Source organism: Sphingobacterium puteale (assembly GCF_050986225.1).
GTDB classification, from domain to species: Bacteria; Bacteroidota; Bacteroidia; order Sphingobacteriales; family Sphingobacteriaceae; genus Sphingobacterium; species Sphingobacterium puteale.
On record NZ_CP158959.1, the window covers coordinates 6,304,459 to 6,327,987 of the forward strand.

Here is a 23,529-nt window from a genome sequence, read left to right on the forward strand (position 1 = left end):
TTAACAGCCACGGCGCCTAATCGCGCATACGATGCTCATGAACATACTCACTAGGTGAAAGTTTTGTAATCTTTTTAAACACCCTGTTAAAATTGACCACGTTGTTGAAGCCTGTTTTAAATGCAATATTGGAAACGCTTTCAGATGATTCGTCAATCAGCATCTTACAGGCTCGTTCAATCCGGATCTCATTCAGAAAAGTGACGTAAGTCTTTCGGGTATGTTTTTTAAAGTACTTACAGAATGCATGTGGTGTCATGTGCGCGACTGCGGCAATATCTTCAAGGGAGATTTTATCGCCAAAATGCTGAAAGGTGTATTGAAATATTTCATTGATCCGCAAACCTTCGGCATCAGAAAATTTCCTTTGGGGGATACCTGTATATAACGAGGTCCATTGATCGACCTTTTTGCTCAAAAAATTAATCAGCTTGACAAAGGATAACAAGCGGTCTATTCCGGCACTTGTATTGATCTGGACAAATTTATCTTTTAATGCGACAGCATGTTCAGCATCCAATTTCTTACTGACATTGATATGTTCCAAAAAATATTTGACATCATCAAATTCAGGGAAATCCAGAAAAGATTTAAAATGTTCATAATCGAAGAAAATATGTATGGCATGAATACCATCCTTGACATCCTCTCCGGTTTTAAACATATGCGGCTCATCTGCATCAACGATATAGATTTCATCCTCTTCAAAACTGTGTGTAAAGTTGCCGATCATAAAGGTCCCCCGCCCTTTTAAGATATAGGTCAATTGGATTTCTTTATGCCGATGGTAATTACTATAGAAGGAGGGCAAGATATCTTCCTGCACACAAATAGATCCTTGATAAACCACCGGAACCGTAAATTGAACAACTTTCATCGTCTATTGAAATAACAAATATTAAACAGTTAATTCAAATATACCATTTTTTAAGACAATAATTGTTAATTTTTATCCAAAAAACTCCTAGACCTGACCAATGAACTGCTATAAAGTGGGGACTTCGCCAGTGAGCGACAAAATTTTGAAGGACTGTGGATTGATCAACAGCCACCGGCCTTCCTTTGGCGGCCTTTATATGTGCAGTGATTTTATAAGCGAATGGTTTCAACAGCGCTTCTTTTTTGGCTTGTTTGCGTTCCGGGAACAAGCAGCTGCTCCCGGAACAATAAGTAGAAAACAAAGATAGTTAACGAACCTGATAGTCCTTATAGACTCCATTTTCAAATATGCGAACATTTCCTTTTTTTCCTTTTATTCTAAGCGCGATAATTTTTCCATTTTCCCAGCTCATATCAACCGTGTAATTTCCTCTGGCCTTCAGTCCTTTGATCTGTCCCTTAGACCAGGCTTTAGGCAGGGCTGGTAGCAGGTGAATGTAGCCATTGTGGCTTTGCATCAGCATCTCTGCGATACCGGCAGCACCACCAAAATTGCCATCAATCTGAAATGGCGGGTGGGCACAGAATAAGTTAGGATAGGTTCCCGCTCCGACACCCTGATATGTTGTTTCATTGGCAAAAGCAGGTTTGAGCAACTGACGAAGAATTTCCAGGGCATGATCGCCATCTTGTAATCTTGCCCAGAACAAGATTTTCCAGGCTCTGGACCACCCTGTCCCTTCATCTCCCCTTACCGCCAGCGTCTTGCGTGCAGCTTCAGCCCAGGCCGGGGTCGTTTGAGGAGAAATAAATGCCGCAGGATACAGGCCATAGAGATGCGACACATGACGGTGTTTGGGCTCAATCTCCAGATAGTCTTCGAGCCATTCCATCACACGCCCAGATTGACCGACCACTACTGGCGGGGGAATCTCTTTTAATTTTTCCTTCAAACTGGCGGCAAAGCTATCTTTGATCGATAGAATAGAATCTGCCTGAATCACTGCCTGATACAGTTCGCGTACAATCTGATTGTCGATCGTCGGTCCCATCACTACCGCAGCTACCTTTCCGTTGGGCAACCGAAACGCATTTTCCGGTGACACGGATGGTGAAGTCACCCACCAACCTGTTTTTGGATCCTGGACCAAGGTATGGTCATAAAATTGTGCTGCCCCTTTGAGTATCGGGTAGATCTCTTTCAGATATCTTTGGTCGCCGGTAAAAAGATAGTGCTCCCAGAGGTGGTTGCATAACCAGCCTGAGGCTGTACTAGCTCCCCAGGAAGCCTGTTCGCCCGGAGCAGAATAGCCCCAAACATTGGTCATCATATACACGACCCATCCGGGGGCATTATAATAAGCTTTCGCCGTTTGCTCACCTGTTTTCGCTATCCGCTTGATCAACTCAATAAAAGGCTGATGGTATTCACTGAGATTGTTCACCTCCACACCCCAGTGATTCATCTGCGCATTGATATTCAGATGATAATCACCATTCCAGGGCGTCTGGATCTGATGAGCCCATAACCCTTGCAAATTTGGCGGAAGGGCGTTTGAAATTTTCGGTGCCGAACTCGAAATATTCAAATAACGGCCATACTGATAATAAATGGCCGCCAAATCCGGATCCTGCGTTGGATCTTTATAAAAATTTGCGATTCGTTCATTGGTCGGAACACGCATATTTGATTTATTCCCAAAGAGGTTAAGTTCAACCCTGTTAAAAATCTTTTGGTACGCATTCACATGATTACTGTACATTTTATCCACATTGGATAACTGCAAGGCAGCAAGAGTCGTCCGCACGGTAACGTTTGGATCTTGCCCATAATAAGAGGTACTTGCCGTGAAATAAATAGAGAGATTACCCTCCGCAGAAACTTCCAGGGCCTGATCTCTTTTACTGACCTTCAGATTTTTACCCTGCACTTTCAGCAGACCGGAAAATTTGAGGTTTTTGTCCCCTTTTCCATCCGGCAGCGACCCTTCAACCAAAATTCCATCGTCCAACAGGGTGTAACGGTCTATATTTTCCTTCCGCTGGAAAGAAATACCGACCGTCTGTCTTGAATTGCTGTTCTGATTCAATTGAATCACACCGACATTCTTGTCAAAGGAGGTGTAGTAGGTACGTTGAATTTTTGTCTTTCCGATACGAAAAGTAGTCTGTGCTGTCGCCGTGGCCAGATCCAATGATCTTGTATAGTCTTCAATAGAAGAAGATGGCAGTTGATATTGCAAAAGTAGATCTCCGAATAACTGATAACAACCATAAGGAACATTAGCGCCATTTCCCAAGCCTGAACCTTTCCCATTGGTAACAAAGGTTTCATTAACCAATTTTTCGGCTTCGTCATTTTTACCTTCTTTCAATAGAGCCTGTATGGCACTAACATTTTTATATGCGTCGTAGTTATTGGGATCCTCTGGACTCCCGGACCACATACTGATCTCATTCAGTACAATTTTTTCCTTCGCTGGATTACCATCAGGCATCATCCCGATCAACCCATTGCCCAGGGGCAGGGTCTCTTCCCATATTTTGGCCGGTTTATTATACCAAAGACCGAGTGGATTTTGCTGTGCAAACAAAAGCGTGGTCTGCGAGACGCAGACCACGAGAAGCATTAAAATTCTATTTCGCATATAGTTCAAGCTCCGCAATTGTCAGCTCATTACCTTCAATAAATTGCTTTGGTTCAAATTTGATAAACTTGGTATTGTTGTTTGTTTCAAAAAATACCTGTTGCAAAATTGGATTTGCTTTGATATTGGAGAATTCGCCTTCCTTAAGGCTTGTCCACTTTTTGCCATCCGTACTGGTAGATATGACATACTTTGTCGGAATACCGCCATTCTTTTTATCCTGACGTGGAAGGAAACCGATACCCGAGGTAGCATCATTCGTTTCAATGATCAGGACACCTTGATTCCCTACAGTTGCAAAGGTATTTGGGTTGCCGTCGGTAATATAGGCCTTATCGGTCGCCGTCCCTACCTGCAATTTAAAGTCCATTTGTTTTTTAAGCTCTTTTGTATCAAAAGCGAATGGTTCATTATATTCCTTAAATAGTCCGAAATCGCTCAAGGTAATTGCTACCGGAGCATAAATATGTAAGCGTAGGCGTGTCGCTGTGGTTGGCTGCTCAAGTTTTATCAGGCGGTTCGCACCGATACTGGTCGCTCTGCCCAATGGTTTCCAGGTATTATCAGCCCACTGCTCGATAACAACACTGTCGATCCGTTGCCCCAATTTGATGTTTTCACGCAATTGAATAAGATCAAATGTCGCAGCAGACTTTAGTTTGATTTCAAGTGTAGCCGATGTTTTCGCATCGTCTGTTGCCCAATAGCTATAGCGGTCATTATCGGTAATCAACGATGTCGCATATGTTTTGGACTCACCATTACGCGTATTTGAAGCTGTAATGGTTGCACCTTTTGCCAGATTTGTACGGAAAGTTTCTTTGATCTTTTTACCAAAAGCCTGTAGGGATTTCACGTCATTTTCATGAAGTGTACCTGAAGGCATTGGCGCAAGTCCAAGATTCATGCAGGCCCCTCGACCAACGGATTTAAGGTAAATTTCAAACAGCTGATCAGGTGTCTTCACACGACTATTCTGCTCTTGATGGTAGAACCAGCCCGGCCGTTGGGGCACATCACATTCTGCAGGGATCCAATATTTTCCATTCCGGTCACCCGATTCCGCATTATGCGATTCGGTCGCACCGGGTACCGCGACCTTTCCATTGAGTCCTATGGGAGTAAACGTCGCCCACGAAGTTTCGGCGGCAAAGCCATGTTCATTACCTACCCAACGCATATCAGGACCGATATCGGAGAATATCACCGCATTGGGCTGAAGCTTGCGCACAATTGGCCAAGTCTTTTCATGCCATTCATAATACGTTGTGCGGTCAATGATCCGTTTTCCTTCATGTCCACCGTAGTAGCCATCGCCGCCATTTGCACCGTCATGCCAAGAAGTAAACAAAGGACCGTAATTGCTCATCAATTCGGTCAGCTGCTGCCTGTAGGCATCTGCATAAGCCGGTGTACCATAATGTTCATCATGACGGTCCCAAGCGGACAGGTACACGCCGAATTTCATCCCATTGCGATGTGTCGCTTCCATAAAATCTCTGACCATATCGCCCTTCCCATTTTTCCATGGTGAGGAGGCAATACTATAGGAGGTCGTTTTTGTGGGCCATAAACAAAATCCGTCATGGTGTTTTGCGACGCTGATCAAACCTTTAAAACCACCATCTGCTGCAGCTTTGGCAATCTGATTTGCATTAAATGCCGAAGGATTAAATAAAGCCGGCTGTGCATCACCATAGCCCCATTCTTTATTTTGAAAAGTTGTCGGGGTATAATGGATCAAGCAGTAGGTTTCCATCTCCTGCCATTTTAATTGACGTTCGGTCGGTAAAGCCCCATAAGGCTTTAAGGTATCCGGTTTTGCGACATGACCGCCGGAAAGTAAGATGGAGGATAATAAGATTGTGAACATATTCTTTATTATAAGTACTCGAAAATTAGGTTGTAAAGTCCTAATATAAGAAGTTTCATAAAATTATCCGTGTAACATTTGCGTACTCAAAGCGGGCGAAAAAACAGCCCAAAAGCATGCTGGGCAAAAAATTGCCCTTATTGAATCATATCAATCGATTGATATAAAACATTTCCTTAAAAGAGTAAAATAATATCTCACAGTATTATCGTTGTGCTTTTTTTTTTAGTATGATCCATCAAACTGAACTTATTTCAGCGTTGAGGTGAAAACAAAAAATACCGATCTGTTATTTATAGAGGATAAAGAAGTTAGCTGTATTACAGCAGGTGGCTGCATGTCATTTGGGCAAGATTGGCATGATAATTACACGATCTGGGGCATAAAAGGAATGTTTATATAGTATTAAAAATAATTATGAAAGTAAATTTAATGATTTTAACAGTTGCATTGGCGTTTTCAACTGTTGCATGCAACACAACAGGAAAAAAATCTGAAGTGACAGGAACCAGCGACACCGCGACCACGGTTCAAAAACCAAGCGTGGTCGATAATGCATCGCTGGAGGGAACTTGGGAGCTTAAGTCACTTACGACACCCGAAACAGCAGGAAAAGGACTCAAAGACCTCTTCAAAGACAAAGTTCCCTCATTGACATTCACAACCAAAGACCACAAAGTAGAAGGTAACAACGGATGCAACGGCATCGGTGGCACTTATGAAAGTGAGAAAGGCAATTCCATTAAAATCGGGGATAAATTGATCTCTACGATGATGCACTGTGAAAATGCGGCTTACAATGAATTTATGAATGGCTTAAAATCTACGACAAACTTCGATGTCAGAGATAATGAATTGACATTTATCTCAGGCGATATTGTCGTGATGCAATTTGTAAAAAAATAAGATTTTATCCATTGAAAAGTGAGAAAAGGGATGTCTAATGATCATCCCTTTTTCCGTTAATGTTACCCATACCGCTTATAATTTCTTCTTTAACGATCCAATCTACAACTGATTTTACTTTTTGGGTAGTCTTCCCCAGTGAAACACGATGCGAGATTATTAAAAAAGCTGTGGTTCCCATGTCTGTTCTTGTCTTAGCACCCGCTCGCCAGATTCAGCAATAGATATGACCGACTTTTTTAGGTAATTATTTTGAGAAAGGGCTCTTGGTAAAAGTTCTTCCAACACCATGAGCCCTTTTATTCTATTCGGCTTTTGATCATAGTCACTAAATATCTCAACAGACTTATGTGTATAAAAACCATGACTTACAACCAAACTATCAAGATTTCCTGCTGTATTATAATAAAATGTTCTGCTGGATAAGAACTGACTGTCCCTAAACATTTGCTCTTCTTTCAATAAATCATCATTATATCCATACTTGTGGATTATGGGCGTATTGGTATTTTCGAAAATTTTTCGTTCAACGATTTTATTTCCCTGATAGCGCAGTTCTTGTCTATTTGAAAAGGTGATCGCCTTATCAAAACTCTTCTTTTCTAGCGTCACTCGATTTCCTTTTACAACAACATCCCAATAAACATTATCTGTAAAAACTGTTCTGGGTACACCAGCGCTAGGCATAAATGCAAACCCACCAATAATGCTGGTCAGTTGTCGCCCCTTATAACTCAACTTTATTTCGTTTACTGTAGGGGTAGGAATTATAGGTAACTCCAAATAATAAATCGGAATTTCCTTAATCCCTTGGCCTAAATTCATTTCTTCATCTTTTGAACAGGAAACAAAAAGGAAGATTCCAAGGAAATAAAACAAATATATTTTTTTCATAAAATAGGGCATTTCATTGCGAATTATACGAATTTAAAAATTTCATCTCGTAACTTTACACATCATGAAAAAAGATCAATCTAAAATCATACGTGAACAGGTCGATCGTTCAGCACTTCGCGAACATTCGACTCCTTTATACCTCACATCAAGTTTTATCTTCGACAGCGCTGAACAAGGTCGGGCGGTCTTTGCTGGAGAAGAAGATGCAATGATTTATTCCCGCTATGCCAACCCCAATACTTCCGAATTTATCAACAAGGTCTGTATTATGGAAGGTGCTGAAGCAGGTTTATCCTTTGCATCGGGTATGGCTGCAGTATTTGCTTCCTTTGCTGCAATTATTGAAAGTGGCGACCATATCGTTTCTTCGCGAGCAATATTCGGATCTACCCATCAGTTGTTTACAGAGCTTTTTCCACGTTGGGGTGTTACCACAACTTACGTAGATGCGGCTAATCCGGAGGAGTGGGAGAAGGCCATACAGCCTAATACGAAGATTATATTTCTGGAATCGCCATCTAATCCAGGACTTGAATTAGTAGATTTGGAATGGTTGGGCAAATTCAAAGAAAAATATCCGAATATCATTCTTTCGATCGACAACTGTTTTGCGACACCATATCTTCAAAAACCGATTCAATATGGTTTTGATTTGGTGATCCATTCGGCCACCAAATATATGGACGGACAGGGTCGTGTTTTAGGGGGTATCGTGGTTGGGAAACAGGAATTGATCGATAAATTGATGTTTTTTATCCGTCACACCGGCCCAGCATTGTCACCATTTAATGCATGGATTATTTCCAAAAGTTTGGATACCTTGGGTATCCGCATGGACCGTCATTGCTCAAATGCACTTGCACTGGCGCAAGCATTGGAAAATCATCCCGAGATTGAAGATGTAAAATATCCTTTCTTGCCAAGCCATCCACAATATGAACTTGCCAAAAAGCAGATGAAAGCCGGTGGCGGCATAGTTACCCTGGTTGTCAAAGGTGGTTTTGAGCGTGCGAAAGCTTTTGTTGACCAGCTGGAAATGATATTATATACATCCAACTTAGGCGACTCGCGATCAATCGCTACGCACCCAGCGTCTACGACGCATTCCAAATTATCAGAAGACGAGCGTTTAAACCTGGGCATACAACCGGGCAGCATCCGTTTATCTGTTGGCTTGGAGGATCAGGAAGATATTATCAATGATATCTTACAGGCTTTAGAGAAAACCAAATAAGCAAAAAAAGCGTGCTGAAGCACGCTTTTTTTGCTTATTTGGTTTTTGGTATCAAGATATGAGACTCATTCCTCATCTCCAATATTCTCCTATTTAGTTCAATGAAGCAATGGCAGCCGCATAGTTCGGTTCGTCAGCGATTTCCGCTACCTGTTCTTCATACAATACTTTTCCATTCTCGTCCAAGGTAATCACGACACGGCTCAATAGACCTGCTAAAGGTCCATCAGCAATTGCCAATTGATAGGCATCAGAGAAATTCGAATCTTTATATTCGGATAATGTCACCACATTGTTCAAGCCCTCAGCGGCACAAAAACGCCCCTGTGCAAAGGGTAGATCTTTCGAGATACATAGTACAACCGTATTGTCCAATTGCGATGCTTCTTTATTAAATGCACGTACAGAAGCCGCACAGGTCCCGGTGTCCACACTTGGAAAAATATTTAACACAATTTTTTTTCCCTTAAAGTCTGCTAAAGATTTATCGGAAAGATCGCCTGCAGTTAATTTAAAATCAGGCGCCTGCTCACCAACTTGTGGTAAGTTGCCTTTAGTATTCACTGGATTGCCCTTAAAAGTGATTGTAGCCATAAAATATGATTGTTTAATTTTAGTTTCCTTGCACTTAAAGGTACGAGCAAAAAAAATATTACACAACATTTATTAATATTAGCCAAACATTTACTATGTTAGCATTGTATTTTAAAGAGGAACGTTAACCAACAATAAACACTAGTATGAAGAAATTATTATTCTCAATACTTTGTGCATCACCATCACTGCTCTTTGCACAAGGGTCTCAAGTGAATACACAGGGCGTACGGGCATTAGGCATGGCTGGTGCCGGATCTGCGCTTTTCACAGACGAAACAAGTATATTCTACAATCCGGGAGGTCTGGCAAAAATGGACCACAATGCAGTTTCTGCAGGCATATCCGCAGTAATGTATCGATCAGCCTTCAAAGAATCAGGAAGCAATCAAGTGTATAACACGCGCTCGCAAGTGACTCCTCCTTTTTCTGTTTTTGCTACATTTGGGCCAGACAACGCCCGTTGGAAGGCTGGTCTTGGTGTATATACACCTTACGGCGGAGCAGTGGACTGGGGAGACAGTTGGCCTGGAAAATACGAGCTCAACCACCTAAAATTGCGCGCGATTTATATCCAGCCTACCATCAGTTATAAACTTACGGATAACTTCAGCGTAGGTGCTGGTTTTGTTTACAACATTGGCATGGTCGATCTTGCACGGTCGCTACCTCTGTTTTTACCTGACGGATCCTCTGCACATGCCAAATTAACGGGTACGGGTACGGGTATAGGTTACAACGTCGGCGCGCATTACAACTTTGACAACAACGTCGCGATCTCTTTATCTTACCGTTCAAAAGTCGTTACAAAGCTGAAAAAGGGTGATGCCGATTTTACGGTGCCTGATGCTGTTGCAGCCTCGTTTTCCGATACCAAATTCAGCGCAGAACTTCCTTTACCGGCATCACTTAACCTCGGCCTCTCCGTTCCGGTGAGTGACAAGGTAGATATTGTTGCCGACGGAACTTTTATTCAATACAACATTTATAAAAAACTGGTCTTTGATTATGCAGACAATACCCCGCTGCTGCAGGATACTGAACAGATAAAAAATTATAAAAATGCATTTTCAGGGAAAGTTGGGGTGAATTATAAAGCAAACGAAAAGTTGGCTGTACGTGCCGGGGTGGGTTATGTAAAAACACCGGTTGGCAAAGACTATGTTTATGCAGAGACTCCGGACAACGACCGGCTCATGGGTGCGCTGGGCTTGTCTTACGCCATCAACGACAAATTCAGTCTTCACGCAGCTTATGTTTTACAAAAATTGAAAGAGCGCACTGTCACAAGCCCGGTCACACAAATCGAGGGCGCTTACAAGACAAACATTCACGCCCCTTCAATTTCATTCACCTATAAATGGTAATATATTATGAAAAGATTTCAAAAAAATATTAAGCTTTATATTGGTTTTGTGGCGCTGGCATTGGCTGCGTCCTGTAAGCCATCTATCGACCTAGATACCAAAGGTGGAAATCCTGAAAATGTGGATTTCAGCAAATATATTGCTGTCGGTAACTCCCTGACTGCTGGTTACGCCAACAGTGGCCTTAGTCTGAAGGGGCAGGAACAATCTTTCCCAAATATGCTCGCGCAAGAGATGAAAAAAGTAGGCGGAGGAGAGTTTCTACAGCCTTATTTTCCTGCGGAAAACTATAATGGCAGCGGTTTTTTATATTTAAAAGCACTGGTCAATGGTCAACCTGAATTAGGCACCGTAACTGACCATCTTGCCATCCGTGGTCAGACCGAAGACAAAAAACCACTTTACATCAAATACACCGGCCCCATTAATAATCTAGGTGTCCCGGGCATGCGATTGGATCTAGCATTTGTTCAGGGTATGGGTGCATTAAATCCCTATTTTGAGCGTTTGCTACCGGACAATGAAACGGGAACCAAAAAGTATGTAGATTTTGCAACGACCAAAGACCATACGTTCTTTTCCTTCTCATTAGGAAATAACGACGTGCTGGGCTATGCCACAAATGGTGCTGTGACGACCGACGCCACAAATACCCTGATTTCCGAGCAAACATTTGCAGGGCTTTATACCGAATTCATAACCAAATTGACAAGCAAAGAACAGAAAGGGGTTGTCGCTACCATTCCGGACGTGACGGCAGTGCCTTATTTCACGACAGTAACACGTCAAGCGTTACTGGCGGGGGTGAACGCTGCCTTAAAGGAACAGGGGAAAGATCCTTTTAGCGATATTTATATCAAAACAAAGACAGTTACAAGGGCAGCAACGGATAAAGATATGTTTATCTTACCGTTTTCATCGGCAGGTTTATTGGGCCGACAAGACCTCAAAGACCCAGCAACAGGTATTGTAAATCCGTACCCTTATGGTTTATTTATACAAAATCCTGTTGGTGACAATTTTGTCCTGGATGAATCTGAGGCAAAAATGGTCCAAGATCGTATTGTTGCGCTAAACACAACAATCAAACAGGTTGCAGACAGTAAAAAGCTTGCTGTGGCGGATATCTACAGTTTCTTGAACAAAGTAAAATCGGGTTATCAGATTAATGGTATAGCCATCAGCAATAAATATATCACCGGTAATATCTTCTCTTTGGATGGGGTCCACTTAACGCCTATGGGTTATGCCATTATGGCTAATGTTTTTGTTGATGCCATCAATGCGAAATATAGCACTAAATTAGGAAAAGTAAATGTCAGCCAGTATGGCGGTGTTGCCTTACCTTAGTGCTATAAATTAGCCAAAAGGATCTAAAAAAGGTCATTTGAATTGAACATTCAGATGACCTTTTTTTGTAAAACAATGCGTATTTTTGTTATACGAAGTCATTCATCGACTTCAAAAAGTTTTATGTTTGTTTAACATTCATTCGCTTCAAAAGCTGGGTCAGACAAATCTGTATAAGAAGACAACACAATGAAAACCAGTACTTATGGCAATAGAGATGCAAAAACAAATACAATACGCGTAAATAATTATTCTTATGAAAGTCAAATTAAACCGTGTCAATCAAGCTGTGCATTTCGAAGCCAGCAGTGAATTATCTACTGTCAAAGTGAATATCGATGGTTCTGAAGCCATCGGCGGCGAAGGCAAAGGTGTCCGCCCCATGGAATTAGTCTTGATGGCATTGGGTTCTTGTAGCGTTTTTGATCTACACAGTATATTGGTCAAACAACGCCAGCAAATTGACGATATCCAAGTGGAAGTAGAAGGAAAACGTCGCGAAGAAATCCCGCAGATATTCACCGATATCCACATCAACTTTTTCCTAAAGGGGGATATTGATGAAGTGAAAGCCGCAAAAGCCGCTGAATTGGCCGTGAAAAAATATTGTTCGGTACATGACATGCTTGCAGCAGGTGGTATCAATATCACTTATTCGCTAAAAATAAACTAATACTTTTATAATGCCTACGCTTAAATCTACAGATTTTAATTCCATCTATGGGTTTAAGCGTAGGCATTTTTTGTGGGCTAAAGTCTTTTTTGCTCTTCAGTCTTGGTCGGCTGATTACTGCTCTTGATTTTTTGGTTTCCGAAGTGATACCGCAGCGTTACATTGACCTTTCTTGTATCTTGGTAATCGTCAAAATAATTGTCCTGATCGGCATACTTTGACGAGATTCTCATTTTTTCAGTTCTGAAAATATCCATAAACGCCAGATTCACTTCCAGCTTCTTATTAAAAAATTTACGGTTAGTCGTCAAGTAAGTACTGGAATAGCCTGTAATCCGAAATGGCCCCTGAATAGTCGGCGAAGTAAAGCTGTTTCCGAGTTCTACATTCCAGCCGGCATTTTTGTCCAGCACATAGCTTGAACTTATATTCCCATTGCCGATGTAAACGTCATTCTTGTGAAGCACGGCATCAGATCCCATAAAATAATTCTCATTGTACATTCCTTCCAGCTGAAGATTTAATCCCCAGCGGGAGGTCAGCTGAACACTCTTGCCCAGATCTATCCCCGCTCCCTGCCCTTTCTTAATATTGGTATATTGAAAGATCAGCTGATGATTGACATTATCCTGCAAGGCGATTTCCATATTAGGCCATTTCTCAAACCGGTAAAATAGATCTACATTCCAGCTATTCTTTGTCCAGGTGAGGTTGAGGTTATGTACAATGGTAGCCCTTAAACGCGGGTCGCCCTGAAAATAGGAGAACAGGTTATAATAAGATTTCGCCGGATTGAGCCATGAGTAAGTGGGACGGCTGATGCGCTTACCGTAGGAAAACCCAAATTGCTGTTGGTCTGCCAATGCATATTGCATATAGAACGTAGGGAATAGCACAAAATAATCCTTCTTGTTGATATCCTTAGGCTCTGAGACAATACCTTCCAAATCGGTATACTCCCCTCTTAATCCTGCTTTCCAGCTCCATTTCTTCCACCCATAGCTAAACGATGTGTACAAAGCCACATTGCGTTCTTTATAATCAAACAGACTGCTCTTGTCCGGTCGGTGCTGTAGTGTACCGGATTCATCATCTGAAAACAGCAGGTCGCTTGTGGTCTTAACGGCACTAAATTTTCCCCCAAATTCTACTTCCAGCCCCTTTATCTTTCCCGTAACGTCCAGCTGCGAGGAAAAAAGACGATTTTTGCTATCATTATCGCTGATAAAACGTGTGCTCGACGGCTGTTCGCCTTTAAAATCCAATGCCGTCAATACATCTTGATCATTGCTGGCATGGCTTGACGTAAAGTAAGAAGACCAATTGATGCTCCATTTGGGGCTAAGTTTCTTCGTCACCTGTAAATAGAGGTTATTGGTCTTGTTGGAACGTTCGTGATCGTTTGTTGTAAAATAACTGGACTCCTGCACCCGGTCTTTGTTATAGATCACCGTAGGCACTTCATAAATACCATAGGATTTCGGTCCATAGTAACCGTTTAAGCCTGCATTGACGGACCATGTCGAGTCTGGCGTATAGTCCATCGAAAGCACATAGCTATTTTGGCTATTATTGGTATCGAAACGGTCCATTGTGCCTTCCCAAGAGGTCTGTTCCTTGGGATAATACACATAGTTTGTTTCATAACGGGCATAGGTACCGCGCCCAAAATTGTATGTCCCCCGTAGATTGAACTTTTCGTTTCTATAATACTGTGTGAGTCCAAACAACTGTTTCCAGGTCGTACTCCTTTCGGCCAGGGCCAACAGGGTACCCCGATAACCATATAATGTAGATTTGGACAGCTTGATGTTAATGACCGTGCTTCCCTCCGCTTCATATTTTGCCGGTGGATTGGTAATCACCTCAATGGATTGTACATCATTACCGGCTGTGTTTTCCAAATAAGTTTTCAGTTCATCACCACTCAGCATTACCTTACGGTCATTAATAAGCAGCATGATCTTTTTACTTCCCCGCACCATGAGGTCCGAACCGCTGGCCATTACCAGGGGAGTCCGTTTGAGAATATCCCAGGTGTTGAGTGCGGAGAGATTACTATTTTGAACATTAAATTCCAGGCGGTCCAATTTACGGATCAATCGCGGTTGCCGACCCACCACATTCACTTCGGCAAGTTCTTTCGCCTTTGGCAAGAGTGTCAACATCAGGGGACTTTTTATGGTGTCGCTGTAAAAAAATATTTCAAGGAATCCGAAGTTTAAATGCGAGGCTTTCAGATAGTATTTGCTATGCTGCAGCAATGACACTTCAAATTTCCCGGCACGATCTGTTTTCGTTTCGCTGATCTGTTGATAGGTACTGTCCAACAAAACAATGGATGCATCAGCCAGCACCTCATTATTACCATCCCGGATCTGTCCTCCGACCTGTTTCGTCTGTGCCGTCACAAACAATGGTGCTGCAAGCAAAAATAATAAGCATTTCATATTTCGGTATCTAATGTTCCAAAATTGTCCATTAATACAGCTAAACATGGTTAATGAAGAGTTAATGCTGCGTTAAGGTTTATGATCTTCGCTAGGAGAGGTTATATTTGTATATGGAATTGAAACCTAAAAATTACATTATCCTTTTCATCCTATTTTTTGCCATCCTCATTGGCATACAAGGTTATCAATTGTACAATACCTACCGACTCAAACAACGTGAAGTATTCGCTGATGTCAAAAAGAACCTGGACAAACTAGAAGACTCCGATTCTATTTTTGACAACAACCTATTAAGCAAGGATATCGCCCGTGACTATTACATTAAACTGGTTAAAAAGGAGATCACAGCAGATGGTCTAAAGAATTTATATAAAACACACGCGCAGAAAACATCCCCAGCGTTAACAAAATATGTTGACAGCATATTCCGGCCACTGGGCATGTATGTCATCCTCAGGCAGGAAATATTAGGCATTTATTATAAAAATGCAACAACCCCACTGGTTCGTGGGCCCATCACTGTTTATACCACAAAGGGCACTTTTCACAACCCTACAGAATTATCCAGCAGTAAATGGCTTACGGAAAAAACTGAAACGAACAAGATTCAGGATAGTATCCAAAGCAAAGAGATTCTATATGTTTTTTCTGTTCCGCGCAAGACTTCTTTTGAGGTGGTCAATCTCAACTGGATTCTATTTAAGGAGCTAACCTCACTGCTGTTAAGCACCATATTGATCCTAGCGGCTTGTATCTGGTTATTTTACCGGACAATTAACAACCTCAGGAAACAGGATAAACAGATCGCTGTATTGCACAATGTAGTGGACAATATCTCGCACGAGCTAAAAACGCCTATCGCTACTCTTAAAATTGCGGCCAAAACACTCCGAAAATCTCCGGATGATCATATCATAGCGGTAATTGAACGCCAGGTAAGCCGCTTGGAACAGACACTGGATCCGCTGAATGAACATCAAACCGCGACGAGTTTAGCCCCAACAACAGCGAAAGAACTCCAGGCAATTTTTAGTGATTTTCAGCTGTGTAATCCAACTGTCAAACTCATTGTGGAACCAAGTCCCAACTTGCCAATTTGCCTTAACCCAATAGATACAGCGACATTATTTTCAAACTTGATGAATAATGCGGTTAAATATGGTGCCACACAACTAAATATCCGGTTTGAGGAACAAAAGAACTATCTATCCATTCAGGTCAAAGACAACGGACAAGGCATGGAAGAAAGCGAGTTACCCTATATTTTCGAAAAGTTTTACCGTATCCAGAAAGACAATATTCATGATACAAAGGGATTAGGGATTGGACTATTTTTGGTTAGGAATATCGTCAAAAAATATGCGGGAGAGATTAGCGTGATGAGTAAATTGCAGCAAGGTACAACTTTTGTGGTGCAATTGCCCCGCTAATTTATCAGTTCGTTGTCCAATATTGCCAAGCGGCGGCAGAGGTTACCACACGAAGTGCCGCAAAGCAGCACTTGAATAAAGATCGTATTATTAACTTTATAATGGATCAGGGAATAAGGACCAGATATCCGTTAGATGAAACAAAGAAATGAAGAATAAACTATTGTTGGTAGAAGATGATCCGGATTTTGGATTTATGCTCAGACAATATCTGGAGCTTTCAGACTTTCAGGTGGAATGGATTTCACAGCCAAATGAACTCAAAGCAGACTTTCAGCAGCTTGTGAGGTATGATTTAATTATTCTGGATGTGATGCTTCCCCAGGTGAGTGGCTTTACACTGGCAAAACAAATCAATACACTTTTTCCGTCACTTCCTTTTATCTTTTTAACGGCCAAAGAGCAGAAGATCGATAAGTTGACCGGTTTAAAAATCGGTGCCGACGATTATATTACCAAACCCTGTGATCCCGAAGAATTGTTACTTCGTATACAGAATATACTAAAACGCAATCAAAAAAATGTGTCCGCGGGTTCATTTCCAATTGGTTCATACCTATTTTTTCCCGATCAACTGTTGCTAAGTCATGCTATGGAGCAATATCGGCTCACTGAGCGCGAAGCCCAATTACTTTTATTTCTTTGTCAACACAATGGTCAGCTCGTGACACGGGAAGATATCCTTGAAAAGGTATGGGGGAGCGCTGATTTCTTTACGGGCAGAAGCATGGACGTTTTTATCACCCGTATACGAAAATACCTGAGCCATGATCCCAATCTCCGCATCAGTTCGAATCGGGGCGTAGGATTTACCATTCATTTTTGATGCGCAGGTTGCCTCAAAGACGATCCCCCCTGCACTGCATAGCGCATTTTAGTTGTTCGATGCGCTCCGTCGATGCATTCAATAGTATTACCCTCTGAACTCTTCCTTTCGTCTGTTCCATAGTTTCTCTGCCCAACGGCCGACAAACCAGAAAGAAACTGCAAGGATCAAGAAAAACACGGCTCTATTGATATTATCCCACAGATATTCCACATAGCGGGTGTAGATATTCAACACCAAAAAGACAAAGCCCACCTCACGGGTGACATTGTCTTTTGCCTTTAATCCATAAATCACAAGAAATGCCGATACAGCAGTGGACAGCATACCCCAATAAAACATGTGATACTGGCGTACGGTAGTCCATTCATAAAAATCCGAATAGTTGCCAAAAATAGACAGTGTCCACAAAGAAACCATGAGGTAAATCAACCCAATGATATAACTAACTGGTTGAAATATCCACAAACGTTCAAACCGTGGCTGTAACCAAACAGCTGCCGCCGTGATTATAGCGCCGAAAATCGTAAAACGTAGGGGATAATTCATTCCCCAGAATTTAAAACCCCAGTTGCTATGGTAAGCTGTCTCAGTAGCAAACCAAACTCCGAGTGCCAATAACATAAACGTCCAGATCAGCTTGCTATCGAGCTTTACGGCGAGAATTCCGTAGATCGCGACGGACAATAAAAACAAGAGCGAATAATGCATGGTATCCTTATCCAATACCTTCCCCATAAAACCAATGCAGGCTGCCGTTCCGAACACGCCGATCAGCATCATGGTCTCCGTGGACAGGTTCTTGTAGGGATAACGTTTTTTGTAGCGAAAGCCGAGCGTGTAAAAAAGGACAGCAACCGCCGCAAAAAAGAAGCAGAATAAAATATTGGGGGCTTCGTAAAGGGTATCGACGAAAGCAAGAAAAGAAGCATCTGTAAACAACGAAAAAACAGCAAATACCAGGGAGGCCAGTGCAATCCAAAAGGCGTAACGGGCCAATTGTCCCCAATCGAAACTTTTGACGTCGAGGCTATCCATCAGTTCATTGGCCTTTTGTTCATCCAATAAATTTTCCTTCTTCCAAAATTGGACGATATCTTCGATGGATTGCTTTTCCTGTTTGCTGACGTCGTATTTTCGCATTGTTATTGTATTGATATTGTAGAACAAAGAATAAGTAACAAATAATTTAATCCGGCAAATTTTCGACTTACCGAAGTATCTCCTTGTTTTATTTTTATTTTTTTGTTCCTGTACAAACTTACGGCTTACAAGTTGTTATAGCCACCTTAGCCGGCCACAAGATAACAATTACCTTCGTAACTTTCTTAGATGCCTCGGGTTGTCGCAGGATATCCAAATCACATCTATATCACATTTTATTCCAAAAGTCAGATATGCTCGCATAATTCCTTTAAAATCTGTAATTTTGCATGTTTTGCATTTTATCCCTTTTACACGGGTTTTAAGGAGTTTTCATGGCAGTAAAAAGAAGCCCAGATCTGGGCGAACAGAATGAAGTTCAAGTATTTGGAGCGCGTGCGCACAATCTAAAAAATATAGATGTTTCCTTTCCGAGAAATGAATTGGTCGTTATCACCGGCTTAAGCGGTAGTGGTAAATCTTCCTTGGCTTTTGATACCATCTATGCGGAGGGCCAACGTCGGTACATGGAAACTTTTAGTGCCTATAGCCGGCAGTTTCTGGGCGGTATGGAACGTCCCGATGTCGATAAGATATCGGGTTTGAGTCCTGTGATTTCCATTGAACAAAAAACAACGAGCAAAAATCCCAGGTCTACTGTCGGAACAATTACAGAAGTATACGATTTTATGCGCCTTTTGTTTGCCCGTGCCGGGGAAGCATTCTCCTATGTCACTGGCAAAAAGATGGAGCGTATGTCTGACGATCAGGTGATCGAACGTATTTTGGATGAGTTTGAAGGCCAAGCACTCAATATCCTCGCTCCTGTCGTGAAGGGACGTAAAGGTCATTACCGTGAGCTTTTTGAACAAATTCGCAAGCAGGGCTATGTCAAGGTACGTGTGGATGGCGAAATATTGGATTTGGTCCCCAAAATGCAGGTAGACCGCTATAAGATTCACGATATTGAAATTGTCGTTGACCGTCTGAAAATAGAACGTGAAGATAAGAAGCGCCTGCAAACCTCGGTGATGCAAGCCATGAAAACGGCAAAAGGCATTATCAAAGTGTCTACAAAAGACAATCAGGAGCAATTTTATAGCCGTTACCTGATGGATGCTGAATCCGGTATCTCTTATGATGAACCGCAGCCAAACACATTCTCTTTTAACTCGCCCTATGGTGCCTGTCCGACATGTGACGGGTTGGGCTATATTTTTGAAATTGATAAAAATGCGGTCATTCCCGACAAGAAGCTCAGCATCCAAAAAGGAGGCCTGGCGCCGTTGGGGCCCACCCGGGAGAACTGGACGTTTGAAGTGCTTAAAGCCGTAGCCAAAAAATTGGATTTTGCCGTCACAACTCCCTTAGAGAAACTTAATGATGAGCAGATCGACCAGCTTTTGTTTGGCAATAAAGAAGAACCGATCATCGTCACCGTATCCTACGGAAGCTACGGCGCCCGTGAATATCGTGTGGAATTTGAGGGGATCTTCAAAATGCTGGAAGAATTTTCAGGAAAGTCTTCGGATGAAGCCCCTTCGTTGGATGATTTCAGAACCAAAGTTACCTGCCCAACCTGTGAAGGAGCGCGGTTAAAGAGAGAATCGCTACACTTTAAGATCGCAGACAAGAATATCCATGAATTATCAACCCTCGATATTTCTGCATTAAAAGAATGGTTCGATCAGGTGGAAAGCAAACTGGACGAACGCCAGCTGGTCATTGCGACCGAAATACTTAAAGAAATAAGGGCTCGTCTGGGCTTTCTATTGGATGTAGGCTTAAACTATCTGACGCTGGATCGTACGGCCAAAACATTATCAGGCGGCGAAGCACAACGGATCCGTTTAGCGACCCAGATCGGCTCACAGCTGGTCAATGTGCTTTATATTTTGGATGAACCAAGTATCGGACTACACCAGCGGGACAATGAACGTCTTATCAACGCGCTTAAAAACTTGCGTGATATTGGCAATTCGGTTTTAGTGGTTGAGCATGATAAGGACATGATCCTTCATGCCGACTATGTGATTGACATGGGCCCTGCTGCCGGCGTCCATGGCGGCACTGTTGTTGCGGAGGGCCAGCCCAAGGAGATTTTAAAATCAGACTCATTGACCGCGGCTTATCTCAATGGGAAAAAAGAAGTTAAAATTCCCGAAAAACGTCGTGAAGGCAATCACAAAACACTGACGCTTCATGGCGCTACAGGGCATAATCTCAAGAACTTGACCGTAGCGTTTCCGCTTGGCAAATTGATTGTTGTATCGGGTGTTTCGGGGTCTGGTAAATCCAGCTTAATCACTGGTACGCTCTACCCGATCCTGAATAAACATTTTTTCCGGGCCAAAGCAACCCCGCTTCCATTCAAAAAGATTGAAGGCCTGGAACATATTGATAAAGTTATTGAAATTGATCAAAGTCCTATAGGCCGTACACCACGTTCCAACCCTTCGACGTATACGGGTGTATTCTCCGATATACGAACCTTGTTCGTACAGCTCCCCGAAGCAAAAATCAGGGGCTATAAACCAGGTCGTTTTTCGTTCAATGTCAAAGGTGGACGTTGTGAAACCTGTCAGGGTGCAGGCTTAAAAGTAATTGAAATGAACTTCCTGCCCGATGTACAGGTTCCTTGTGAAACATGCCACGGAAAGCGTTATAACCGAGAAACTTTGGAAGTACGCTACAAGGGTAAATCTATTTCAGATGTACTGGACATGAGCATCAATGATGCGGTCGATTTTTTTGAAAACGTACCGAGTATTTACAGAAAAATCAAAACATTACAAGATGTAGGTTTAGGTTATATTACCTTAGGTCAATCGTCTACAACCTTGTCCGGCGGAGAGGCTCAACGGGTGAAACTTGCTACTGAACTCTCCAAGAAAGATACAGGAAATACATTTTACATTCTTGACGAGCCCACCACAGGACTTCATTTTGAGGACGTTAACGTGCTTATGGGCGTAATCAACCGATTGGTAGACCGGGGAAATACCGTGTTGATTATCGAACACAACCTGGATGTTGTGAAGTCGGCTGACTGGGTGATTGATATCGGTCCTGAAGGCGGAAAAGAGGGCGGTCAGGTATTATTTGAGGGAACCCCGGAAAATTTAATTAAAAACAAGAAAAGCGAAACCGCACGTTTCTTAAAATTAGAGATGCAATAGGCATTCATTATTGAGGCTGTGTATTTTTTTGCTCTTATGCATTTATCCGGTCCGGCCTATGCTCTGCTTCAGGATGACCTCCTAGCGCAGATTTTAAATAACACCTGATCGGGCCTTTCTTTGACTGAATTTGGTACACGAGCTAAGCAGCAGATTTCATAAAGGTTTTTCGTAACTTTGTATTATATGTCGGATATTATTCAATTACTTCCAGATAATGTTGCCAATCAGATTGCGGCGGGAGAAGTGGTGCAGCGGCCAGCGTCTGCCATAAAAGAATTGATTGAGAATGCCATTGATGCTGGAGCTGACAAAATCAAACTTATTGTTAAAGATGCAGGCAAGTCGTTGATCCAGGTCATTGACAATGGCTGTGGAATGAGTGTAACGGATGCCCGTCTTTGCTTTGAACGCCATGCGACCTCAAAGATCCGCAAAGCAGAAGATTTATTTGCCATCCGTACCATGGGCTTCCGTGGAGAAGCAATGGCCTCCATTGCCGCGATCGCACAAGTCGAACTAAAAACACGCCGTATCGAAGATGAACTTGGTACTGTAGTCGAAATAGAAGGATCAAAAGTTATCAACCAATATCCAGAAGCTGTCGCTGCTGGAACAAATATTTTAGTTAAAAATCTCTTTTACAACATTCCTGCCCGCAGGAACTTCTTAAAGAGCAACTCCGTTGAAATGCGTCATATCATTGACGAATTTCAACGTATCGCTTTGTCCAATCCACAGATTTTCCTTTCACTGCATAGTGATGGGAATGAAATCTATCATTTACCTGCCGAAACACTGAAACAACGGATTGTCCATATCTTCGGGAACAATTACAACCAGCGCCTTGTCCCTGTAGAAGAGGATACTTCCATTATCAAGGTAGAAGGCTTTGTCGGTAAACCTGAATTTGCGAAGAAAACGCGTGGTGAACAGTTTTTCTTTGTCAATAAACGCTTTGTTCGCGACCCTTACCTGCACCATGCGGTGATGAATGCGTACGAGGATATCATGCAGGCGGAGACCTTCCCGTTTTATGTGTTGTTTATTGATATAGATCCTGCCCGTATTGATATCAATGTACATCCAACAAAGACTGAAATCAAATACGAGGATGATAAAGCAATTTACGCCATCATCCGTTCAGCAGTGAAAAGATCATTGGGACGATATAATATCATGCCTTCTTTGGATTTCGAACAGGAGACCAGCTTCTCCAATCTGATCACAAAGAAATCATTGGATGAGATTATTATTCCGACAGTCACCTTCAATCCTGACTTCAACCCTTTTGATACGGACAAATCCACATCTTCCTATTCCAGATCGGATAGCTATGCCGAAGGCTTTGCCAAAAAAACCGGGGGAATACCAAGCAATTGGGATTCATTATATGAAATCGTGGAAAAGGAAGAGTCTGTACAGCTCCCCCTGCATACGAATTCAGAACAGGAGACGGACCGCCCACAGGCTATTCAGGTGGAAGATAAAACTTCCTCCAAATTGTTTTTTCAGCTGCACAACAAGTATATTGTTTCACAGATTCATTCAGGCTTTATCCTTATTGACCAACAGGCTGCGCACGAACGCATTTTATTTGAGCAGTTTCTGGCACAACTCGATCAGCATAAGGGCCTAAGCCAGCAAAGTCTATTCCCGCAAACAATAGATCTCAATCCTTCGGATAATGAATTGATGAAAGATTTATTGGACGACATCAATGGGTTAGGATTTCAGATTCGTGAATTTGGAAAAAATTCCTATATTATTGACGGAATTCCAGCAGACTTGGGGACAGGTTTTGATGAGATAAAAATGATTGAAAAGATATTGGAAGATTATAAGAATAATCAATCCGAGTACAAGCTGTCAAAAAGGGAGAATCTGGCGAAAAGTCTTGCCCGCAATGCAGCGATCAAACCGGGCACACAGCTTGATAATACGGCCATGGCCGAGCTGGTTGACAAGCTCTTTGCCTGCCAATCACCGAATATTTCCATCTATGGCAACCCCGTGATCGTAACATTTACCTTACAGGAATTGGCAGAAAAATTTGGTAAAAACTAGAAGATAAAAC

17 protein-coding genes are annotated in these 23,529 nt (G+C 42.2%); 10 read left to right on the top strand and 7 right to left on the bottom strand.

The window, feature by feature from the left end; all coding sequences use genetic code 11:
• Positions 1-16: 16 nt before the first annotated feature.
• Positions 17-877, bottom strand: a complete 861-nt coding sequence (locus ABTV71_RS26140) for a helix-turn-helix domain-containing protein (protein WP_121120690.1) — start codon at positions 875-877, stop codon at positions 17-19.
• 100 nt (positions 878-977) lie between these two features.
• Between ABTV71_RS26140 and ABTV71_RS26145 the strand changes: the two genes are divergently transcribed.
• Positions 978-1,187: a hypothetical protein gene (locus tag ABTV71_RS26145; protein ID WP_433901601.1), complete on the top strand. Its 210-nt coding sequence runs from the start codon at positions 978-980 to the stop codon at positions 1,185-1,187.
• Here ABTV71_RS26145 and ABTV71_RS26150 read toward each other — a convergent pair whose 3' ends face one another.
• Both ABTV71_RS26150 and ABTV71_RS26155 read right to left on the bottom strand, forming a co-directional pair.
• A complete protein-coding gene (locus ABTV71_RS26150; RefSeq protein WP_433901602.1) occupies positions 1,188-3,527 on the bottom strand; it encodes a glycoside hydrolase family 95 protein in 2,340 nt (779 codons plus the stop codon).
• Positions 3,517-5,400, bottom strand: a complete 1,884-nt coding sequence (locus ABTV71_RS26155) for an alpha-L-fucosidase (RefSeq protein ID WP_433901603.1) — start codon at positions 5,398-5,400, stop codon at positions 3,517-3,519. The genes ABTV71_RS26150 and ABTV71_RS26155 overlap by 11 nt, the downstream gene beginning before the upstream one ends.
• Before the next feature lie 417 nt (positions 5,401-5,817).
• On the opposite strand from ABTV71_RS26155, the gene ABTV71_RS26160 reads away from it, so the two are divergent.
• Entirely contained in the window at positions 5,818-6,306 is a 489-nt protein-coding gene (locus tag ABTV71_RS26160; protein WP_121120694.1) for an META domain-containing protein, read from the top strand.
• 159 nt (positions 6,307-6,465) lie between these two features.
• On the opposite strand, the gene ABTV71_RS26165 is transcribed toward ABTV71_RS26160, so the two are convergent.
• Positions 6,466-7,200, bottom strand: a complete 735-nt coding sequence (locus ABTV71_RS26165) for a hypothetical protein (protein WP_433901604.1) — start codon at positions 7,198-7,200, stop codon at positions 6,466-6,468.
• A 64-nt stretch (positions 7,201-7,264) separates the two neighbouring features.
• Here ABTV71_RS26165 and ABTV71_RS26170 point away from each other — a divergent pair, with 64 nt between their 5' ends.
• The gene (locus ABTV71_RS26170) at positions 7,265-8,437 is read left to right on the top strand and encodes a trans-sulfuration enzyme family protein (protein ID WP_108634843.1); all 1,173 of its coding nucleotides are present in this window, start codon (positions 7,265-7,267) and stop codon (positions 8,435-8,437) included.
• Between the two features lie 93 nt (positions 8,438-8,530).
• Here ABTV71_RS26170 and tpx read toward each other — a convergent pair whose 3' ends face one another.
• Positions 8,531-9,031 carry a thiol peroxidase gene (gene tpx / locus ABTV71_RS26175; protein WP_108634842.1) on the bottom strand — a complete coding sequence of 167 codons (501 nt, stop codon included), beginning with the start codon at positions 9,029-9,031 and terminating at the stop codon, positions 8,531-8,533.
• A 146-nt stretch (positions 9,032-9,177) separates the two neighbouring features.
• Between tpx and ABTV71_RS26180 the strand changes: the two genes are divergently transcribed.
• The 3 genes from ABTV71_RS26180 (at position 9,178) to ABTV71_RS26190 (ending at position 12,421) form a co-directional block, all read left to right on the top strand.
• Entirely contained in the window at positions 9,178-10,398 is a 1,221-nt protein-coding gene (locus ABTV71_RS26180) for an OmpP1/FadL family transporter (RefSeq protein ID WP_433901605.1), read from the top strand.
• A 6-nt stretch (positions 10,399-10,404) separates the two neighbouring features.
• Positions 10,405-11,748, top strand: a complete 1,344-nt coding sequence (locus ABTV71_RS26185) for an SGNH/GDSL hydrolase family protein (RefSeq protein ID WP_121120697.1) — start codon at positions 10,405-10,407, stop codon at positions 11,746-11,748.
• 256 nt (positions 11,749-12,004) lie between these two features.
• Positions 12,005-12,421 (top strand): OsmC family protein, encoded by a 417-nt coding sequence (locus ABTV71_RS26190; protein ID WP_121120698.1) that lies wholly within the window; start codon positions 12,005-12,007, stop codon positions 12,419-12,421.
• Between the two features lie 77 nt (positions 12,422-12,498).
• Here the strand turns inward: ABTV71_RS26190 and ABTV71_RS26195 are convergent, their stop codons facing one another.
• Positions 12,499-14,871: an outer membrane beta-barrel family protein gene (locus ABTV71_RS26195; protein WP_433901606.1), complete on the bottom strand. Its 2,373-nt coding sequence runs from the start codon at positions 14,869-14,871 to the stop codon at positions 12,499-12,501.
• A gap of 113 nt (positions 14,872-14,984) precedes the next feature.
• Between ABTV71_RS26195 and ABTV71_RS26200 the strand changes: the two genes are divergently transcribed.
• Entirely contained in the window at positions 14,985-16,304 is a 1,320-nt protein-coding gene (locus tag ABTV71_RS26200) for a sensor histidine kinase (RefSeq protein WP_121120700.1), read from the top strand.
• 148 nt (positions 16,305-16,452) lie between these two features.
• Positions 16,453-17,130 (top strand): response regulator transcription factor, encoded by a 678-nt coding sequence (locus tag ABTV71_RS26205; protein WP_121120701.1) that lies wholly within the window; start codon positions 16,453-16,455, stop codon positions 17,128-17,130.
• Positions 17,131-17,217: 87 nt separating this feature from the next.
• Here the strand turns inward: ABTV71_RS26205 and ABTV71_RS26210 are convergent, their stop codons facing one another.
• Positions 17,218-18,273 carry a DUF2157 domain-containing protein gene (locus ABTV71_RS26210; protein ID WP_433901607.1) on the bottom strand — a complete coding sequence of 352 codons (1,056 nt, stop codon included), beginning with the start codon at positions 18,271-18,273 and terminating at the stop codon, positions 17,218-17,220.
• Between the two features lie 335 nt (positions 18,274-18,608).
• Here ABTV71_RS26210 and uvrA point away from each other — a divergent pair, with 335 nt between their 5' ends.
• On the top strand, positions 18,609-21,452 hold the full coding sequence (gene uvrA / locus ABTV71_RS26215) for an excinuclease ABC subunit UvrA (protein WP_121120703.1): 2,844 nt from the start codon (positions 18,609-18,611) through the stop codon (positions 21,450-21,452).
• Positions 21,453-21,638: 186 nt separating this feature from the next.
• The gene (mutL, locus tag ABTV71_RS26220) at positions 21,639-23,519 is read left to right on the top strand and encodes a DNA mismatch repair endonuclease MutL (protein WP_121120704.1); all 1,881 of its coding nucleotides are present in this window, start codon (positions 21,639-21,641) and stop codon (positions 23,517-23,519) included.
• Positions 23,520-23,529 lie beyond the last annotated feature (10 nt).

Coding starts and splice junctions, on each gene's coding strand:
- ABTV71_RS26170 (WP_108634843.1), top strand. CDS start 7,265: ATGAAAAAAGATCAATCTAAAATCATACGTGAACAGGTCGATCGTTCA.
- ABTV71_RS26200 (WP_121120700.1), top strand. CDS start 14,985: ATGGAATTGAAACCTAAAAATTACATTATCCTTTTCATCCTATTTTTT.
- ABTV71_RS26165 (WP_433901604.1), bottom strand. CDS start 7,200: ATGAAAAAAATATATTTGTTTTATTTCCTTGGAATCTTCCTTTTTGTT.
- ABTV71_RS26210 (WP_433901607.1), bottom strand. CDS start 18,273: ATGCGAAAATACGACGTCAGCAAACAGGAAAAGCAATCCATCGAAGAT.
- ABTV71_RS26190 (WP_121120698.1), top strand. CDS start 12,005: ATGAAAGTCAAATTAAACCGTGTCAATCAAGCTGTGCATTTCGAAGCC.
- uvrA (WP_121120703.1), top strand. CDS start 18,609: ATGGCAGTAAAAAGAAGCCCAGATCTGGGCGAACAGAATGAAGTTCAA.
- ABTV71_RS26150 (WP_433901602.1), bottom strand. CDS start 3,527: ATGCGAAATAGAATTTTAATGCTTCTCGTGGTCTGCGTCTCGCAGACC.
- tpx (WP_108634842.1), bottom strand. CDS start 9,031: ATGGCTACAATCACTTTTAAGGGCAATCCAGTGAATACTAAAGGCAAC.
- ABTV71_RS26195 (WP_433901606.1), bottom strand. CDS start 14,871: ATGAAATGCTTATTATTTTTGCTTGCAGCACCATTGTTTGTGACGGCA.
- ABTV71_RS26140 (WP_121120690.1), bottom strand. CDS start 877: ATGAAAGTTGTTCAATTTACGGTTCCGGTGGTTTATCAAGGATCTATT.
- ABTV71_RS26160 (WP_121120694.1), top strand. CDS start 5,818: ATGAAAGTAAATTTAATGATTTTAACAGTTGCATTGGCGTTTTCAACT.
- ABTV71_RS26185 (WP_121120697.1), top strand. CDS start 10,405: ATGAAAAGATTTCAAAAAAATATTAAGCTTTATATTGGTTTTGTGGCG.
- mutL (WP_121120704.1), top strand. CDS start 21,639: ATGTCGGATATTATTCAATTACTTCCAGATAATGTTGCCAATCAGATT.
- ABTV71_RS26145 (WP_433901601.1), top strand. CDS start 978: ATGAACTGCTATAAAGTGGGGACTTCGCCAGTGAGCGACAAAATTTTG.
- ABTV71_RS26155 (WP_433901603.1), bottom strand. CDS start 5,400: ATGTTCACAATCTTATTATCCTCCATCTTACTTTCCGGCGGTCATGTC.
- ABTV71_RS26205 (WP_121120701.1), top strand. CDS start 16,453: ATGAAGAATAAACTATTGTTGGTAGAAGATGATCCGGATTTTGGATTT.
- ABTV71_RS26180 (WP_433901605.1), top strand. CDS start 9,178: ATGAAGAAATTATTATTCTCAATACTTTGTGCATCACCATCACTGCTC.